This is a genomic window from Acidaminobacter sp. JC074 (assembly GCF_022496765.1).
GTDB lineage: Bacteria > Bacillota > Clostridia > Peptostreptococcales > Acidaminobacteraceae > JABXKX01.
The window spans coordinates 182,017-198,538 of sequence record NZ_VANV01000003.1 but is presented as its reverse complement, the minus strand read 5'-3'; the positions used below and the strand labels follow the sequence as shown (position 1 = coordinate 198,538).

Sequence of the window (16,522 nt, the reverse complement as noted above, 5' to 3'; positions counted from 1 at the left end):
TTTAGAAAGTTAACCATTCCTTACCTTCCTCATCGATAAGAACATCCGATTGTAATGGAAAAGCCTTCATCTGTTTAAAAAGTGGATAATAGAATGATAATGGCCATGCGTAAGAAGCGGCTTCAAATATGATTAAACCAATTAAATAAGTCCATCTGCCCATTGGCGTTTGACCAAATGGCATGATGAATACATTCATAAACATAACCATGTTCATGATAATTTTAGGAATTTGTGCTACGATGATAAGTTTGAGTTTCTCTAAATATTGTGTTCTGGTCATCTCCATACTCGTACGGAGATCTGAATGTTCTGTGTCTACTTGCCAGTAGATAATCAAGGTCGCAAATTCTAACCTTGTTAGTAAGTATAAAAACGCGAGTCCTGCAGAGGTCGATACAATTAAGACCAAACTACCACTAAAACCAGAGAAACTTAATCCTTCTGGAAGGACTGGTGTAAAAATAAACATTACTAAAGGCATAAAGCAGATCATCATAATAACTCTTATAAAGAATTTTGAAGCTAGTACAAAAAATACACGCCAAAATTCATGTTTACTGTCATTAAATTTTTCCTTAAAGTCAAAAGGTTGCCCTTCTTTAACTGCTTTATATTTTCCTGATGCAGTCATGTTCATCCTTACGGTGAAGTAGGCAACAGGTAGAAAAACCAATACCATTAAAACAATGCTTGCAATATACAATACTTCATTGTCGAAGAGTATCGTATCCATTACAGCTATATATAATTGTATAATATAAGAGATTACAACAGCCAATAATGCATATTTGAAGAATGGCTTAAACGTCGATTTAAAGTTCTTAAACCCCCTATTTAAGATCTCAGCGATTTTCACCGAGTGAGTAAATTGCATACATTCCTCCAAACTGTTTTTTATTAACTATATCCTACCACTCAAAAAACAGAGTGTAAATGTGAACTTCTGTATTTTAATTCTTCCTTAATAACCTTTAAGAAACTCGAAAAAAGGAGCTTGCGCTCCTTAAAAATCATAATCAATATTTAATAAATTACTTAATGTAACATCCAAGTCATTTGGATCAAAATCGTCTGGCGAAATGGCTTGTATTTCATTAACCACTTGCATATTGTATCTGTACATGCCCTTTACATTAAGGAACAAACCTAAGGCCAATACTAAGAAAATAGCAAATCTAACCAAGGCATAAGGTCTTGAACGCTTCTCTTCTAACCCCTCAATTTTGGAGTCTACTCGTTTGCTTATAATCTTACTTAAAATGAATAATACAACAATTAAAACCAAAGTAATAATCGTATAAACATTGAGCTTTTGTATCATCACATCAAGCATGTAATTCTTATAAGACTCCATGCCATTGATCAAGTCAAAGTAATTTCTATCAACTAAGAAATCAACAAGTCTGATTGCCTGAAGTGGAATGATTGCCAATAGAAAAGCTAGCGACATCCAAACTGAAAACGTTGAAACTCTAAATTCAGAAACCAAGATCATCAAAACAACCACCACCATGGTAATGGTTATATAGCCATAAACATTTCTCTTAACATGATTCAATAAATCTCTTACTAGTGTAAAAGGATTTCTATCTGTTAAAGAATCAAACAATGATTGTAAAGATAAGTCTGTCGACATCTGATCAACATTAAGCTTTTCATAGGCCATTTCTCCGATAATCTTGTCAATAAGAGCTTGATCATCTAAATCCTTGTTTTCAAGATAAAGCTTGATCACTTGATCGACATCTTCTTGATGAACAGATAAGTTATTTTCATCTAGATAAGATTCAAAATTATTGGTAACACTTTCTCCCTCCGGTATCATTCTAAGGGCAGCTATCAAGTCATTGAAGTCCACATTTCCATAAAGCTTACCAGCTTCCATGACTGCAACATCTCTGATAACATAATCCTTTAAGAAAGTTACGTCAACTGAAGGCATCTCATCATATTCAGAAAAAATATAGCCCATAACACCTAAACCAGATTCATTGACAAAATTTAATAAGACGTCATCATCTACCGACAAGTCTGTCAGCTTTGTATTGTATCTAGATAAAATCTCACTGGTGACTTCTTCTGTAAACTCAGTTTGCTCAATCATTTTTTGGTTTTCATCAAATGATAAAACCGATGCATCAAACAAACCATAGCCAAACCAAACCATTAGGCACACTGCTAAAACAATCATCAGTATAAAATTTAATATGCCTTTTAAAAAACCCATGTATCCTCCCTACTAGCGTACAAATGCTCGGGCTGTTTGCCCGAGTCATTCATTTAATTATTCAAAAAATCCCAATACCTAAATCGAGTTATTTGCTCGTTAGATGAAAATTTACCTAACTTGTATCTATAGATTTCTTGATCGATTACCGTATAAACATAAACCCCTTTATTGAATATACTCGATACATGACTACCTAAAAATACAGGTTCATTGGCACCTAACTTTAAAACATAAGCATCTGTATCCTCTAGATACAGGATATACTTTTCATCATCAGAAAACCAGACTTTTTCTAAATCTTTTTCATAAGTGTATGGTGTCTGACCATAAACTTTAGTGATCTTGTCTGAGTTATAGACAAGACTAGATCCCGAACTCGAAATATCCAGTACTTGAACATGCCTATCAAGACTAAGAGGACCAGCACCACCTTTAAGTTTACTATAAAAGAGTTCTTCATCTTTGATTGTATAGATGGTCTCACTCGACTCTTTTAAATAGAACTCATCAAAGTTAAACAAAGATTTTAAACTGCCATCGTATAAATGGTTCATGGCTAAGTCGTCTTGTAAAATCAGCCTTAATGATTGAGCCTGAGTCACAGGTTTTGAATCATTAAATGAGTACAAACCAGACTTAACAAAATCACCTTGGATCAGATCGCTTTTATCTCTGTAAATCTCATAAAGATGCTCTTTATCATCTTTTAACTGGACCAGGGTGAAGCTTTCATCCTTAGGATTGTAATATATCTGAGAAACATTTCTTCTAATCTCAGTCACTCGATTGTCTCTAATGTAAAATAAGTCAAATCGAACAGCGTTTTCTATATCCTCTCTTACATAGTAAACCGAGTTCTTTCTTAAAGAAAACAAGGGCTCATAGACATCTTCAGCAATCATGAGACTTTCCTTATCTCCACTTTTCAGATAAAGCAGACCAAGACTTTCATCGTCCGTTATCTGATTGACATAATAGACATCATCACCTAAGCCGAATATGTACCTACTTAGGCCAACATTACCATCAATTCTTACATTGCCTTCTGAAGAATACTTGTATAAATCACCTACACCATCTCCAGTATACCGAGTGTAAAGCACTTGATCACCATAGAGATTTACCTTAAAAGATGTTACTTCATTCGAAATAAGTTTAGAAGTACCATCAAATAAGGTTAAAATTTCATCATGAAGGACATAAACTTTAGAACCATAAACTCTTACGTCTGGCTCATCAGAAATGTCATAGGCAACTTCAAAATCTTTACCTGTTTCGTCAACGACATGTAAGACGCCGGTTTCAGTCACATAGTAAAAACCATCGTCAGGTGATAAGTAAACCGGTCTTCCTAAAAAGAGCATGACAATAAGATAAATCAAAGCAAGAACCAATAGACCTAAAGCACCTACAATACCATATTGTCTCAGTTTGCCTAAGTCTTTTTTCTCCCTTTTAGTTTTATCTTTTTTTAGTGGATCACTTTTTTTCTGATCCGGCTTGTCCTCTGTGTTCACTACAAAGGAAGAAGTGCCTTCTAGCTTTTCACCACAAGATCTACACGTCTTTGATGACTCAGGATTGCTGATACCACATGTACTACATACCACATAGACTTCATCCTTGTTAAAAGGCTGACCGCATTCTACACACTCATCTGCTTCTAAATGATTCTCATGTCCACAATGTTTACATATTATCGTCATATTATTCTAAACTCGTCCCACATGAATTACAGAACTTAGATTCTCCAACTTCAGCACCACAATTAGGACATAACTTCTTACTTTCTTCCTCAACTTGAGCACCACATGAACCACAGAACTTAACACCTTCAGCAAGCGCCGCACCACAGTTTTTACATAAGTTTGATTCTACAGCTTCCTCTTCCTGAAGACCATCACTTAACTCTTTTTCTAAGTTGGCAATATTTAAGAAAAGTTGATCAATTTCTTCAATAATTGTAGCAACAGATTCATCTGGTTCCATGTTCTCTTTAGCTAAGAAATAAATTCTTGCACCAAGTTCCTCATATTTTTTATCAATGTTAGACTTGTTCTTGGTAATCTCTAACTTCAACTTGGCTTCATTGGCCATTTCACTTGTCTTTTGACCTACTTTGTTTAAACTTTTTCCTAAATCATCTAAAAAACCCATAATTACCTCCTCTTTTCAACTTGTTGATATATCCTTATCATTCAGTTTCAATCTCACTAAATGATGTATTCTTATACAGTTCACCAGGTTCTACTTCAATAATGGTCATTAAAACATAGTCTGCAATAATCGGTTTAACAAAACATATTTCATCTACATAGCCATATTCAAAATTTGAAAACTTGTAAGTAAAACTCTTGCCATCACCAACTGACAGGGTTACCTGTTTGAGTTTTGCATTTTCTTTGTAGGCCTTTTCTGACGAATGATCACCATTGGCAATTCTTAACTTATGAACCGTTGTTGGTAAAACACGTGTGAGTTCTATCCATTCCTTTTCACCATACCCTTTCACAGACTCAGAATAACAGGTTTTAAGATTACCATCTATCAAACGAACGGCATCTTCAGATTCATCTGAGGATTCTATCTTATCCCAAGTCGCCTTTAGGGTTTCCTTTTGCATATGGTTAAAGGTCTTAAGAAGATTGCCTTCCATGTCAAATGCGACTGCATTTCTAGTCACCCTATCTGACTGCTTATAGGCAATCAACTCCTGATCTTTCATTACAAGGGCATCCGCATCAAGATAATTCTCATCTTTTATTCTAAGTAGGACTTCTCCATTTTCAAGAGAAACACCTGTAATAAAATCTTCTTCATAACCCAGTACATACAATATGTTTCCAGAAGCCGTCATCTGGCCCTGTTTTTTATTGGTTTCTAACTCCCACAAGAAGGCTCCTGTTGACAGGTTATGAACCGAAACAGCCCCTTGAACATTCACGATGATAAAATTCTCGTATATGACATAATTCGACATCAAGTCGCCATCTTCTTTATTGAGATCACGCCATAAATAGGCCCATACAGAATCATAATTGGTATCATACATTTCTATTTTATATGTACCATAAGTATTATCATCCATCTCAACATAAGATCTGATAATATGAGGCAGTGTGTTGTTGTAAGTCTTTAACTTAACATTATGAACATTATCTAAATCCAAAGGAATAACTTCTTCCTCAACAGGTACTTCAACTTCCTTCTGACAGCCTACCAATAAGACCACAAAAAGGATCAATATAAACTTCTTCATTTAAAACCTCGTCAGTACAAAATAGATGATAAAGGCCACAGCCAAGAAACCACCTATGGTTAATAAAATTTTCCATATGGACTTTGGATAATCACCTACCACACGACCTGTCTGGCCATTGATATAAACATGATACATCTTTTCTTTAAATGTATAATGAGTCATCCACACAGGTAATAGCAAATGCTTGTAAGTTGTGTTGCCATAATTGGTTTGATGATGAGTCAGTTGAAACTCGTCGCCACCAACTTGATGTCTGATACCTGAGTATATAGCCTGGTCCATGATCTCACATGCGTCATCAAAGCCATCCCCTAAGGACTTGTTGTACCTTTCTGCATGATGACCAATCAAGTAAGCTTCCTGGAAAGCTTCTACCTTAGAAAGATCAAAGGACTTCATCTTTGCAATCAAGGACTCTTCAACCTTCTTAGAGGCATGTACAAGCACATCATCAAAAGCTTCCTTGTAAACACCTTCAACCCTTCGCCATCTTGTTCGTCTTTCTCTTACAGTTTTGGTCTTACCATCAACAACCTTTGTACGGGTCACATAATAATGGTCACCTCTTCTAGCGGTGTAGAAAGTTGAAGTCTCTGCATCGTATGTAAAATAGGGTATATAAACCGACTTAATGGTATCTAGTCGCTTTAAGTCCTTCAATGTTTTTGGTGCATAAAATTTAGATGAAACCCACTTGTCTATGCCCTCTTTTGCAGCATGTCTTGTAATCATAAAAGGCAGGATGCCCTCAGGCGGTATCCCCTCTTTCATAGTTTCTACGACCACATGAGCCGATCCACAAAAAACACACGCTGATGTCAAATCTGTGGTCGTAATCATACTTTCACCACCACAGGATTCACACTTGATTACCCGTTTATCACTCGCCCATTCATGGTTAAATGTTTCATCCATCCTATCAAGGGCATGCTCTTTGATTTCTCTATTGTCTTTTGTAATATCTACTTCATGACCACAGTAATCACACTTAAGACCATGTGACTGAGGAGAATAGACCATAAAAGCACCACATGATGGACAAGGAAACTGGTCCGAATCTATTTGTAATAATTCTTCACTCATAATTATACCTTAGTACCACAGTCTGGACAGAAATTACCCGATACAGGCTTATTGCAAGATGGACAAGTCTTCTCTTGTTTAGCGCCGCATGATGAGCAAAACTTACTGTTCTTTTCTAATGGCTGACCACATGAAATACAAGGTGTTAAATCAGTCGTTGCCTGTCCACATGACGGACAAAACTTTGAGCCTTCTGGAATTGAAGCCTGACAATGTTTACAAGATACTGACTTGGTCTTCATTGCATCAGCCATCATATTACCAAGTGCTGCACCAGCACCTAAACCAACACCAGCTCCTGCCATACCGCCACCAGGGTTTTCTGCAGCCTTGCCTACAGCATCAAGGGTCTTATAAGTTGCATAATTATCAACACCTAACATTGACATCTTATTGCGTTCATCCATAGCTAACATCACTTCTTCTGGTAGTGATATATTTTCTATCACAAACTTAGTCAGTTCAAAACCAATTTCATTGAAGGCTTCCTGAAGTTTGCTTTTACCACCTTGTGCAAGTTCATCTAAGTTTGAAGTGAAATCCATAACAGGGATGTTTGATTCTGCAAACAGGTCTGATAAAGAACCTACAACAATCCCCCTTAAATAATCTTGAATAGCTTCCGTTCTAAAATCACCAGTTGTTCCGAAAATCTCTCTCAAGAATAGAACAGCATCATTCACCTTAAAAGCGTAAACACCAAGCGCTCTGATTCTCACACGACCAAATTCTTGATCACGCATCATAACAGGATTCTTGGTTCCCCACTTCATATTGGTAAACTGTTTGGTTGAAACAAAATAAACCTCCGCCTTAAAAGGTGAATCAAAACCATACTTCCAAGACTTTAACTTTGTCATGACAGGCATGTTCTGAGTGGTTAATTCATAACGACCTGGCGCAAACACATCCGCTATTTGTCCCTCGTTAATAAACACAGCTATTTGAGAGGGTCTTACTGTCAGTTGAGCCCCCATCTTAATTTCTTTATTCTCTACAGGAAATCTGTACACCATACGGTCAGATTGAACCTCAGTCCATTCAATTACTTCAATAAACTGACTCTTAATAAATTTCTTAAATAATCCCATTTTGACCTCCATCTATAACTAATATAATTATAATACAAAATCGATGATTTAAACATTAAAAAAAAATGAACTGTTTCCAGTTCATTAGTCGCGATTTGTAAAACTCGGTGCCATTGTATCCAAATGGTCTGTACCGATTGTAAACATCTCTCCTAAGTTACATTCAAATACTTCACAAACCTTAATCATTAACTCAGGACTAGGGTTATGAATGTAATTCTCCAGTTTTGACAAATATGTTCTGTTAATACCTAACTCATCAGCCAAAGCTTGTTGTCTCATATCATTCATCTTACGATAAATCCTTATTCTGTTGCCTATTACTCTCGACATCCCTTTACCTCCAACCTACTCTAGAATATTGAACCACCTACAAACTTTTCATCCTTAAGGTTATGAACAGCAGTCTCAATGGCAATCTCAATACCTATCTTGATCGTCTCAACAGGCAAAGAAGCGACTTCTCTCCCCTTAACTTGATCAGGTATAAAAGGTACGTGTATAAAGCCTCCTCTCATTTGAGGATACTTTTTATCAACCAGATACATGATGCTGTAAAGCACATGGTTACATACATAAGTTCCAGCTGAATTCGACACACTTGCAGGCACATGCTGCTCTTGCATAGCCTTTACCATTTTCTTGATTGGCAAGTTAGAAAAATATGCTGTGTTTCCATCTTCGAAAATCACTTCATCAATCGGTTGATTACCTTCATTGTCCGGTATCCTGGCATCATTTACATTGATACCAACACGCTCAACGGCAATTGTTGCTCTTCCACCAGCCTGACCTATTGCCAGCACCATCTCAGGCTTATATTTTTCAATTGCATCCTCAATACATTCAACTGATTTTTTGAATACAGTCGGTATCTCGAGTTTGATAATCTCGCACTGTCCGATTTTATCTCTTACCAATTTAACTGCTTCATATGCAGGATTAATGGATTCGCCACCAAAAGGGTCGAACCCTGTTAACAAGACTTTCATAGTTCCTCCCTGTGATTCGCTATAAAAGTATATTCTAATGTTATAGCAAACAACACATTTTTTCACCTTATTTATCTTATATAGCCGTATATGTGTCTATTTAGCCAAGAAAATGTAAAAATATTCCTTAGTCGTTATTTCATCAAATCAACTATCATTCTGATATGATTTTCATCAATTCTATTACTAAATGTTTGATTAACTCTGGCATCCGATCCAATATGATAGCCTGCTTGAGGATATTTTTCTAACAAATCACTCATATTGTTAATGGTTATACCAGAGCCTAAAAGCAGTTTTTCTGGCGCTATTTCATAAAGTTGATCTAAGATGTCCTGATGATCATATGCTTTACCAGGCCCTCCTGACGTAAGAATTTGGGTGATTTTGTCGATTTTACTCAAAGCCTTAAAAGATTCAACAACATTTGTCTCATCTATAGCCCTATGAAAAGTCACCTGACACTTAATATTCTCTAAAAGATATTCTAAAGCCCTTGTATCTACTTTTTTGCCATCTAAGACACCTAAAACAAAACCATTGATACCAAGATCTTGCAGCAGTTCCATATCTCTTTTCATAACTTTCAGTTCATCAGTCTTATAATTGAAATGATAGCCGTGCGGTCTAATCATTACATTAACTGGTATATAGACAGCTTTTACAACTTCTTCTACCATGGCATAAGAAGGTGTTAAACCACCAACAGAAATAGCACTGACAAGTTCAATCCTGTCTGCACCACCAAGTTCTATGGCCTTAGCATCTTCTACTGATTGAGCGATTACTTCTAACATGACTTTATTTCTCCTTTTTGATTGACTTCAAACTTCATAAGACCACGCGTTTGTGTCATCACAACAAACGGGAAACACTCTATGTTTGTTGCTGCACCAAACTCACCTTCTGAGTTCATAGCAACTACAGAAATATCTCCAGCCTTCCCTCGTCTTTCGATTAACTTGTCATTAAATGATTTAACAGCCTCTTCGCATGCCGCTTGAGGTGACATTTCTTTCATCTTCATAACAATTTCATAACTGAGACATCCCTTCATAATGTCCTCACCTAGACCTGTTGCTGCTGCACCACCTATGGATTCATCGACATAATAGCCCGAACCAGGAATTGGAGAGTCACCAACACGACCTTCCTTTTTATAAAATAAACCACTTGTAGATGTACATGTAGCCATATGTTTATGACTGTCTATACCAACAACGCAAACTGTATCATGACCTATATAAGGCGCTAAACCACCTTCGACTTCCAGCTTATGTGTTTCCCATCTTTCTTTGGCCTTTTGTGTTAACATAGGATATCTTTCAAAGCCATTTTCTATAGCATACTTTTCAGCTCCAGGTCCTATTAGAAAGTTATTAAATACACCATCCAATAGACTTCTGGCTATAGAAACCGGATGTAAGAAATCTTTAATACCAGCAACAGCACCTACAGAAAGTGTTTTACCATCCATAAAGGCTGCATCTAGTTCCACTTGACCAGCTTCATTAGGAAGACCGCCAAGGCCCACAGAAGTGTACGCTTCATTCTTTTCTACATCTTTAACAGCCATTTCAATCGCATCCATGACAGACCCATTTTCACTCAAATGTCTGCCGCCTAATAGGATACCTTCTTCTACCATAGCCCAAGTACCAATTATTCCCCACATAAAAATCTCCTCCTCTGTCTATTTTAACAAAAACCTGCAAGGATGAACATCCTTGCAGGTCAATTTAACGCCTAACATGTATCTTAAGAGCATGACTTGTTTTTTTATAGTCTTTCATAAAAATGCTATAAACAACAGGAATCACAATCAATGTAAATATAGTTGATATCATGAGTCCGGACATCAATGAAATCGCCATCGGTACAAAGAGTTCACTACCCGAGTATATAAGAGGTGTTAAGCCGATAACCGTTGTAATAGTAGACAGCATAATGGGTCTAAAACGCTTATTAACTGCATCTTTACAGGCCACCTCTATGGACTTGCCTTCAGCTCTTTCTGTATTGATAAAGTCCACAAGTACGATGGCATTGTTAACAACAATCCCCAGCAAACTCACAATACCTAATATCCCTGTAAAGGATAAGCTCTGACCTGAAAGGGTTAGACCCATAATAGAACCAAATGTTGAAAGTGGAATGGTCAAAAGAATAACTAGGGGTTGTTTGAATGAGTTAAATTGAATCAGAAGAATCAAATAAACAAGTACTAGGGCTATAACCGCAGATTCCCCCACTTCACCAAAGTTTTCCTGTATCTTTTGTTTTTCGCCATCAAAGGTTTTCTCCATGCCAGAAGGTACGATGCCCTCTAATCTTTTGTCCAGTTCAGACTGTATTTCTACAGGGCTGTAACCATACTTAACATTGGAATAAACCCTAACCGTTAAAGCACGATCATACTTCTTGATAACAGGCAAAGAACTAGATGTTCTAATATCAGCAATTGACTTTAACATAACCTTAGACGGTGCAACCGTCGATTTAATACCTAAATTATCAAGTGAATCCTTGTCTTTAATATTTGAAACCAGTCGAATATCATATTCATGAGCATCTTTATTGTAAACGCCTGCATTTCTTCCATAAAGAGCAATAGAGACTTCATTTTGGATATCGTATTTGGATATCCCATAATAACCAGCTTCGTAATCATCTACATCTACAAAAAACTCATAAGAGTACTCGCCAAAGTCACTTTCTACATTGACAGTTCCAGGAATCTCCTTTAAAATTTCTACAACTTGACTTGCAAACTTTCCTTGAGCATCTAGGTTGTCTCCTGAGATTCGAACTACTACTGGTGCACCAATTGGCTCGCCCTGTTCTAGTTGCTTAACCGTTACAGAACCACCATAAACATGTTTGTCCATCTCAACCTGTAAATGATCAATATACTGGGTCATATTTTCATATTGACCCTCTCTTCCAAACTGATTCAAATCTACTATAACCATCATCTGAGCATAGTCTTTAGAAGGTGTCGGCACTGGCATGGTCTGATAAAATTTTGGCAAACCATCACCTATTGCCACTGTATAATTGTTAACTACTTCTTCTTTGTTGATGACACCTACAACTTTATCCACCAAATCCTCTGTGGCTGAAAAATTACTAGGTTGTTCACTCTTTATCTCTATATAAAGCATGTCTGTATCTGCAAATGGAAAGAACTGCAGACCTAAATCAAAGCCTAGATAAATGGTGATACAAAAGATTCCTATCATCATAAGCACGATCAGCCATTTGAGTTTAAAGCCGACTTGTAAGAAAGTGTCAAACATTTTCTTAAAGAAACCTACCTTGTTTTTATCATCTCTCTTCTTAAAGAAGATATAAGCCATGGTTGGTGTGATTAAAATTGCAATTAAGTATGAAACAGCCAAAGAAATCATAACAATTAAAGGCAGACTTGAAATATACTCACCTGCAATGGAATTCAAAAGTAACAATGGTAAAAAAGCAGCCACTGTTGTAAGTGTCGATGTTAAGACAGGTATTGCCACTTCTTTGACACCATTTAAGCACGCCGACAGACTATCTTCGTCATTATCAAGTCTAACCTGAATGGCATCAGAAACAACTATGGCATTGTCTACAAGCATACCCAGGGCAACAATAAGGGCGGCAATGGAAATTTGATGAATCTTGATACCGGCAACCTTCATCAGTGCAAAGGTTATGAGTATGGATGAAGGAATCGCTGTAGAAACAATAACAGCGTTTCTTAGTCCCATGCCAATAAAAACAACGATGATAACAAAGACTACACCCTGTAGCAAATTCAAGGCAAAATTTCTAACCGAGGCATCTACGGTTTTAGGTTGATCCAATATGGTTGTAAAGACAATATCATCCGGTAGTGTCTTTTGAAGCGCTTCTATAGTTGTATCCACTTCCTTACCGATGGCAACTACATTCTTATTGTTTTGAAAATAGACAGACAGTAAAATCGCCTGATTGTTGTCATGAATGATCTTATAGTTTGAATCTTTAAGTTTAAGCTCTACTGTCGCTACATCCTTAAGTCTTGCTATAGACCCATTCTCTTCTGATACAGCAATAACAATATTTTCTACATCCTCAATAGATTCAAACAAGCCCGATACCTTTACATTGATTTTATCTTTGCCATGTCCAACAGTACCAGATGGAATTTCTATATTTTGAGATTTAATCAGATTAACAAAATCATTGTAAGACAGCTGATAAGCATTGAGTTTTTCATAATCTACTTCAACAACCAATTCCTTTTCCTGCTTACCTACAACATCCATTCTAGCAACACCATCTATACGACCCAGTGCTTTTCTAAATCGATTTGCATAAGATTCCAGTTGATCATAAGAATAGGTATCACTAGACATAGCAATCAGCATACCAGCTGTATCAGTTAAGTCTGTATTGACACTGATGGTTTCACATTCAGAAGGCAGTTCTGATTGTAAGTCAATCATTCTTTGACGAAGATCGTCCCAAGCACCTTCAATATCTGTATCATAAACCAATCTTACAATGATAACGCCAATGGAGTTTCTAGAATAAGAATATGAGTAATCATAACCTTCAAGCTCACTAACTTCATCCTCTATTTTAGACGTCACAAGTCCTTCAATGTCCTCAGGAGAAGCACCAGGATAAACAACAGATACCAAGGCAACCGGGGCAACTATTTCTGGCGTTTCCTGTCTTGGGGAGATGATATAGTTGTAAATACCAAATCCTATGGCTATCATAAGGATGAAAAGTGTGATTTTTCTTTTAAGGATTGCTCCTTTTATAAAGGACATCATGACTCGTCACCCACTAATTCAACCTCATCTCCAGGTGTTAAACCCATAATACCTTCTATGATTAAAAGACAATCACCATCTAATCCTCTCACAACTACTTCTTGATTAAAGATTGCCAGAACCTCAATGTTTTTTCTTACAACACGCCCATTAACAACCACATAAACATAATCTTCCCCATCAGATCTAATGGCTGATAAAGGAAGCTTAACACCTTCAAGGTCTTTTGTCGTAAGTTTTATAGTGGCAATCGCACCTAAAGGCAAATCTTCATTTAAAGACAGTTCAACTTCATAGGTCTGTGTTGTCCTGTCAGGTACTTGATTGATGCTGATAACAGCACCTGTAAGCAACCTGTCATTATAAGTAATATCTACGACTTGATCAATTTCCAGAAAAGCAAGGTCCTCTTGTGAAACACCAAAAGACAAAACAGGTAATGCATCTCTTAGAACAAGGACTGGATACCCTGCTGAAACAAGTTCACCTGATTCATTTAATACATCAACAACAATACCAGACTTACTGGCAAAAAGGTCCGTTTGTTCTAGCATATACTCTTTAACATCCACTTGTGTCCTGGCTTGATTAACAAGACCTCTTGCACTGTCAACATCACTTGAAGCTACATCTAAATTAAGTTTTACCTTGTCATATTCAGACTTGGTAGAAATACCTTCTTTATACAGTTTATCTACATCTGAAAACAGATCTTCTGCATAGGTTAAAGATTCTAGAGCCTTATTATACTGAGACTGGGCAGATGACAGCTCTGCTCTAGCTGCATCTAAGGCATAGCTATAACCTTCAGTATCTACTGTTGCTAGTAATTGACCCTGATCTACCCTATCACCCACGGAGACCATAACTTGATCTACTTTGCCATCAACTTCAAAGGCATGTTTCACAAGACCCGCACTTTTAACGTGGCCCACATAAACTTCATAATCTTTAAATGACCGAACGCTGACAGACTCTACTTGAACCCTTTTAGGGATTGGTTCAAGATCAACTGGCGGCTCTTGATTACAACCAACTACCAATAGTAATATGAAAAAAATAAAAAGCTTTTTCATAACAATCACTACTCACTTTCTACTATTTTTGATATAAACATGCCTGTATAGACTTGAGTCAAATGATACATATGCATACGTCTTTGATCGTTGTTGTCAAATCTAAAGAGTGTCTTAATAAAATTATCTACTAAAGACTCGCATAAGATGGATGCCATAAAGTTGGAATCAATCTTATACTTCTGCTTTTTATTATACCTATCTATGAGACTCTCCATACGAATGGCAAGCATGTTAGAGATAACCACTGCCGGACTATCAATAGACGATCCTTCACAAGAATTGATTAATATATCTAAAACAGCTTCGTCTTTTTCATGAATATCTAAAAATATATCAATGATTCTTTTTACAAATAGTGCATTACGTTCTGGTGTATCTATGAACTCCTTTGTAATCTCATCACTGACCAGTCCCTTGATTTTGTTAAAGGTTGGCATAACAAGACTTTCAAATAAGTGATCCTTGCTATCATAATATCTGTATATATTACCCACAGTCATATGTGAGGCGGCAGCAATTTTTCTCATGGATACCTTCTCAAATCCGTGACTTCTGAACAATTCTATTGCAGACTGATCAATTCTTTCCCTAATACTTTCCTTTAAAACTTGCATGTTACCTCCAATTAAAATAAACACTTGTTTATTATAGTCTACCATATGGCCATCAATAAACAAGTGTTCATCTAACAAAATTAACAATTCATTCCTATTCATTTAAAAGTACATAGTGTTCATGGTCTTCCCAAAGACCGTTGATCATCAAATATTTTCTTGCAGTGCCTTCGTATACAAAACCTGTATTTATCAGTATATGAATAGATGCTGTATTTCTAGGCATAACATTGCCCTCTATCCTATGCAGACCATACTCTTCAAACATAATCTCAATGCCTCTGATTAAAGCCTCTGTCATATAACCATGTTTTTGCTTGCTTTCAAGCAGTGAATAACCGACATAACAAGATTTAAAGGGACCACCAATGATTTGTGAAAAGTTTAAAATACCAATCATTGGACCACCCGTTTTCAAGAATATATAAAGCTTTAAAGCCGAGCCATGCTCAAAATGAAAAACATCGTTGTATAGATCTATAGATTGCTGTCTAAATGTATAAAAATCAGGTTCCCTCTTAGGTTCAAAGGGCTCAAGAAAAGTCTTGTTCTCCCTATAATAATCCAGTACATCTTCTATCTGAATCTCTTTAGGTGTCTTTAACAATAAGCGCTTTGTCTCATACATATTATATCTCCATTTTATTTATCTTCAGGTTACATAAGTACATACTTATTATACCCAACAAATAAATAGATATATAAGATTTCTGTAAAGAAAAAATTAAATCGTTCATAAAGATGATATGATAAGGCGCTGCCCATGGGAAGATAGTCGATATCTCCGTTCCCCCTATAGCACTTGCAATTAAAAGTAAGATGATATTAATAACCATAGGTATCAAGGTATTCTTATGCACCAATACCAAAAAAACTGTAAAATAAGCATAGGGCAACATAAGAAGACCTGACTTTAGAAAAACAATCAAAAGATCACCTGCAGTTGTTAGGGTAAAGCCCTTCATGGACATACCTATAGAGATAAAAGTAGCTATTAAGAAAACACTGAGGGTCATAATCATCAAAATCAAACTGATAAACAAGAGTTTTGTAAAGATAAAAGAGCCACGTTCAATGGGGATGGTCAATTGAGACTTTATGGTATCCATTTTAAATTCTCTGGCCACAAGATCAGCTGCAACCCAGTTATATATGGTTATGGCTACAAGAGATATCAAAGCCTTTAAGATCATGGCCATATACTCCAGATAAGTCACACTGTCATATCTTATGTCTGAGTTTAAAATGACAACCAACATCAGTACAGATACAGGCATGAGAATAGTAGAGGTCACTATGAAATAAAGGATTCGTGAATACCTTAGTTTTGTAAATTCGTTCGTTAATTTTCTTATCATAA

The 16,522-nt window shown here is 36.4% G+C and carries 16 protein-coding genes; all 16 read right to left on the bottom strand.

Annotated features, from left to right (window positions below; genetic code table 11):
- Position 1: 1 nt before the first annotated feature.
- Positions 2–877, bottom strand: coding sequence for a hypothetical protein (locus EZV73_RS04465; protein ID WP_240838683.1), 876 nt, complete (start codon positions 875–877; stop codon positions 2–4).
- Between the two features lie 129 nt (positions 878–1,006).
- Positions 1,007–2,230: a hypothetical protein gene (locus EZV73_RS04460; protein WP_240838682.1), complete on the bottom strand. Its 1,224-nt coding sequence runs from the start codon at positions 2,228–2,230 to the stop codon at positions 1,007–1,009.
- Between the two features lie 53 nt (positions 2,231–2,283).
- The gene (locus tag EZV73_RS04455; RefSeq protein WP_240838679.1) at positions 2,284–3,939 is read right to left on the bottom strand and encodes a zinc ribbon domain-containing protein; all 1,656 of its coding nucleotides are present in this window, start codon (positions 3,937–3,939) and stop codon (positions 2,284–2,286) included.
- A gap of 1 nt (position 3,940) precedes the next feature.
- Positions 3,941–4,390, bottom strand: coding sequence for a zinc ribbon domain-containing protein (locus EZV73_RS04450; RefSeq protein ID WP_240838677.1), 450 nt, complete (start codon positions 4,388–4,390; stop codon positions 3,941–3,943).
- Between the two features lie 37 nt (positions 4,391–4,427).
- Positions 4,428–5,492 (bottom strand): hypothetical protein, encoded by a 1,065-nt coding sequence (locus tag EZV73_RS04445; RefSeq protein ID WP_240838674.1) that lies wholly within the window; start codon positions 5,490–5,492, stop codon positions 4,428–4,430.
- Positions 5,493–6,578, bottom strand: a complete 1,086-nt coding sequence (locus EZV73_RS04440) for a hypothetical protein (RefSeq protein ID WP_240838671.1) — start codon at positions 6,576–6,578, stop codon at positions 5,493–5,495. It lies immediately after the preceding gene.
- Positions 6,579–6,580: 2 nt separating this feature from the next.
- Complete coding sequence (locus EZV73_RS04435; RefSeq protein ID WP_240838668.1) at positions 6,581–7,669, bottom strand: SPFH domain-containing protein; 1,089 nt, start codon at positions 7,667–7,669, stop codon at positions 6,581–6,583.
- A gap of 84 nt (positions 7,670–7,753) precedes the next feature.
- On the bottom strand, positions 7,754–8,002 hold the full coding sequence (locus EZV73_RS04430; RefSeq protein WP_240838667.1) for a helix-turn-helix transcriptional regulator: 249 nt from the start codon (positions 8,000–8,002) through the stop codon (positions 7,754–7,756).
- Between the two features lie 20 nt (positions 8,003–8,022).
- A complete protein-coding gene (pcp, locus tag EZV73_RS04425; protein WP_240838664.1) occupies positions 8,023–8,661 on the bottom strand; it encodes a pyroglutamyl-peptidase I in 639 nt (212 codons plus the stop codon).
- A gap of 134 nt (positions 8,662–8,795) precedes the next feature.
- Positions 8,796–9,458 carry a copper homeostasis protein CutC gene (locus tag EZV73_RS04420; protein WP_240838662.1) on the bottom strand — a complete coding sequence of 221 codons (663 nt, stop codon included), beginning with the start codon at positions 9,456–9,458 and terminating at the stop codon, positions 8,796–8,798.
- Positions 9,452–10,336: a N(4)-(beta-N-acetylglucosaminyl)-L-asparaginase gene (locus EZV73_RS04415; protein ID WP_240838660.1), complete on the bottom strand. Its 885-nt coding sequence runs from the start codon at positions 10,334–10,336 to the stop codon at positions 9,452–9,454. Before EZV73_RS04415 ends, EZV73_RS04420 begins: the two co-directional genes overlap by 7 nt.
- Positions 10,337–10,400: 64 nt before the next feature.
- Entirely contained in the window at positions 10,401–13,469 is a 3,069-nt protein-coding gene (locus EZV73_RS04410; protein ID WP_240838657.1) for an efflux RND transporter permease subunit, read from the bottom strand.
- Positions 13,466–14,545, bottom strand: a complete 1,080-nt coding sequence (locus tag EZV73_RS04405; protein ID WP_240838654.1) for an efflux RND transporter periplasmic adaptor subunit — start codon at positions 14,543–14,545, stop codon at positions 13,466–13,468. The genes EZV73_RS04410 and EZV73_RS04405 overlap by 4 nt, the downstream gene beginning before the upstream one ends.
- 8 nt (positions 14,546–14,553) lie before the next feature.
- Positions 14,554–15,162, bottom strand: a complete 609-nt coding sequence (locus EZV73_RS04400) for a TetR/AcrR family transcriptional regulator (protein WP_240838651.1) — start codon at positions 15,160–15,162, stop codon at positions 14,554–14,556.
- Positions 15,163–15,256: 94 nt separating this feature from the next.
- Positions 15,257–15,790 carry a GNAT family N-acetyltransferase gene (locus EZV73_RS04395; RefSeq protein WP_240838648.1) on the bottom strand — a complete coding sequence of 178 codons (534 nt, stop codon included), beginning with the start codon at positions 15,788–15,790 and terminating at the stop codon, positions 15,257–15,259.
- Position 15,791: 1 nt separating this feature from the next.
- A complete protein-coding gene (locus EZV73_RS04390; protein ID WP_240838645.1) occupies positions 15,792–16,520 on the bottom strand; it encodes an ABC transporter permease in 729 nt (242 codons plus the stop codon).
- Positions 16,521–16,522 lie beyond the last annotated feature (2 nt).

Coding starts and splice junctions, on each gene's coding strand:
- EZV73_RS04465 (WP_240838683.1), bottom strand. CDS start 877: ATGCAATTTACTCACTCGGTGAAAATCGCTGAGATCTTAAATAGGGGG.
- EZV73_RS04460 (WP_240838682.1), bottom strand. CDS start 2,230: ATGGGTTTTTTAAAAGGCATATTAAATTTTATACTGATGATTGTTTTA.
- EZV73_RS04455 (WP_240838679.1), bottom strand. CDS start 3,939: ATGACGATAATATGTAAACATTGTGGACATGAGAATCATTTAGAAGCA.
- EZV73_RS04450 (WP_240838677.1), bottom strand. CDS start 4,390: ATGGGTTTTTTAGATGATTTAGGAAAAAGTTTAAACAAAGTAGGTCAA.
- EZV73_RS04445 (WP_240838674.1), bottom strand. CDS start 5,492: ATGAAGAAGTTTATATTGATCCTTTTTGTGGTCTTATTGGTAGGCTGT.
- EZV73_RS04440 (WP_240838671.1), bottom strand. CDS start 6,578: ATGAGTGAAGAATTATTACAAATAGATTCGGACCAGTTTCCTTGTCCA.
- EZV73_RS04435 (WP_240838668.1), bottom strand. CDS start 7,669: ATGGGATTATTTAAGAAATTTATTAAGAGTCAGTTTATTGAAGTAATT.
- EZV73_RS04430 (WP_240838667.1), bottom strand. CDS start 8,002: ATGTCGAGAGTAATAGGCAACAGAATAAGGATTTATCGTAAGATGAAT.
- pcp (WP_240838664.1), bottom strand. CDS start 8,661: ATGAAAGTCTTGTTAACAGGGTTCGACCCTTTTGGTGGCGAATCCATT.
- EZV73_RS04420 (WP_240838662.1), bottom strand. CDS start 9,458: ATGTTAGAAGTAATCGCTCAATCAGTAGAAGATGCTAAGGCCATAGAA.
- EZV73_RS04415 (WP_240838660.1), bottom strand. CDS start 10,336: ATGTGGGGAATAATTGGTACTTGGGCTATGGTAGAAGAAGGTATCCTA.
- EZV73_RS04410 (WP_240838657.1), bottom strand. CDS start 13,469: ATGATGTCCTTTATAAAAGGAGCAATCCTTAAAAGAAAAATCACACTT.
- EZV73_RS04405 (WP_240838654.1), bottom strand. CDS start 14,545: ATGAAAAAGCTTTTTATTTTTTTCATATTACTATTGGTAGTTGGTTGT.
- EZV73_RS04400 (WP_240838651.1), bottom strand. CDS start 15,162: ATGCAAGTTTTAAAGGAAAGTATTAGGGAAAGAATTGATCAGTCTGCA.
- EZV73_RS04395 (WP_240838648.1), bottom strand. CDS start 15,790: ATGTATGAGACAAAGCGCTTATTGTTAAAGACACCTAAAGAGATTCAG.
- EZV73_RS04390 (WP_240838645.1), bottom strand. CDS start 16,520: ATGATAAGAAAATTAACGAACGAATTTACAAAACTAAGGTATTCACGA.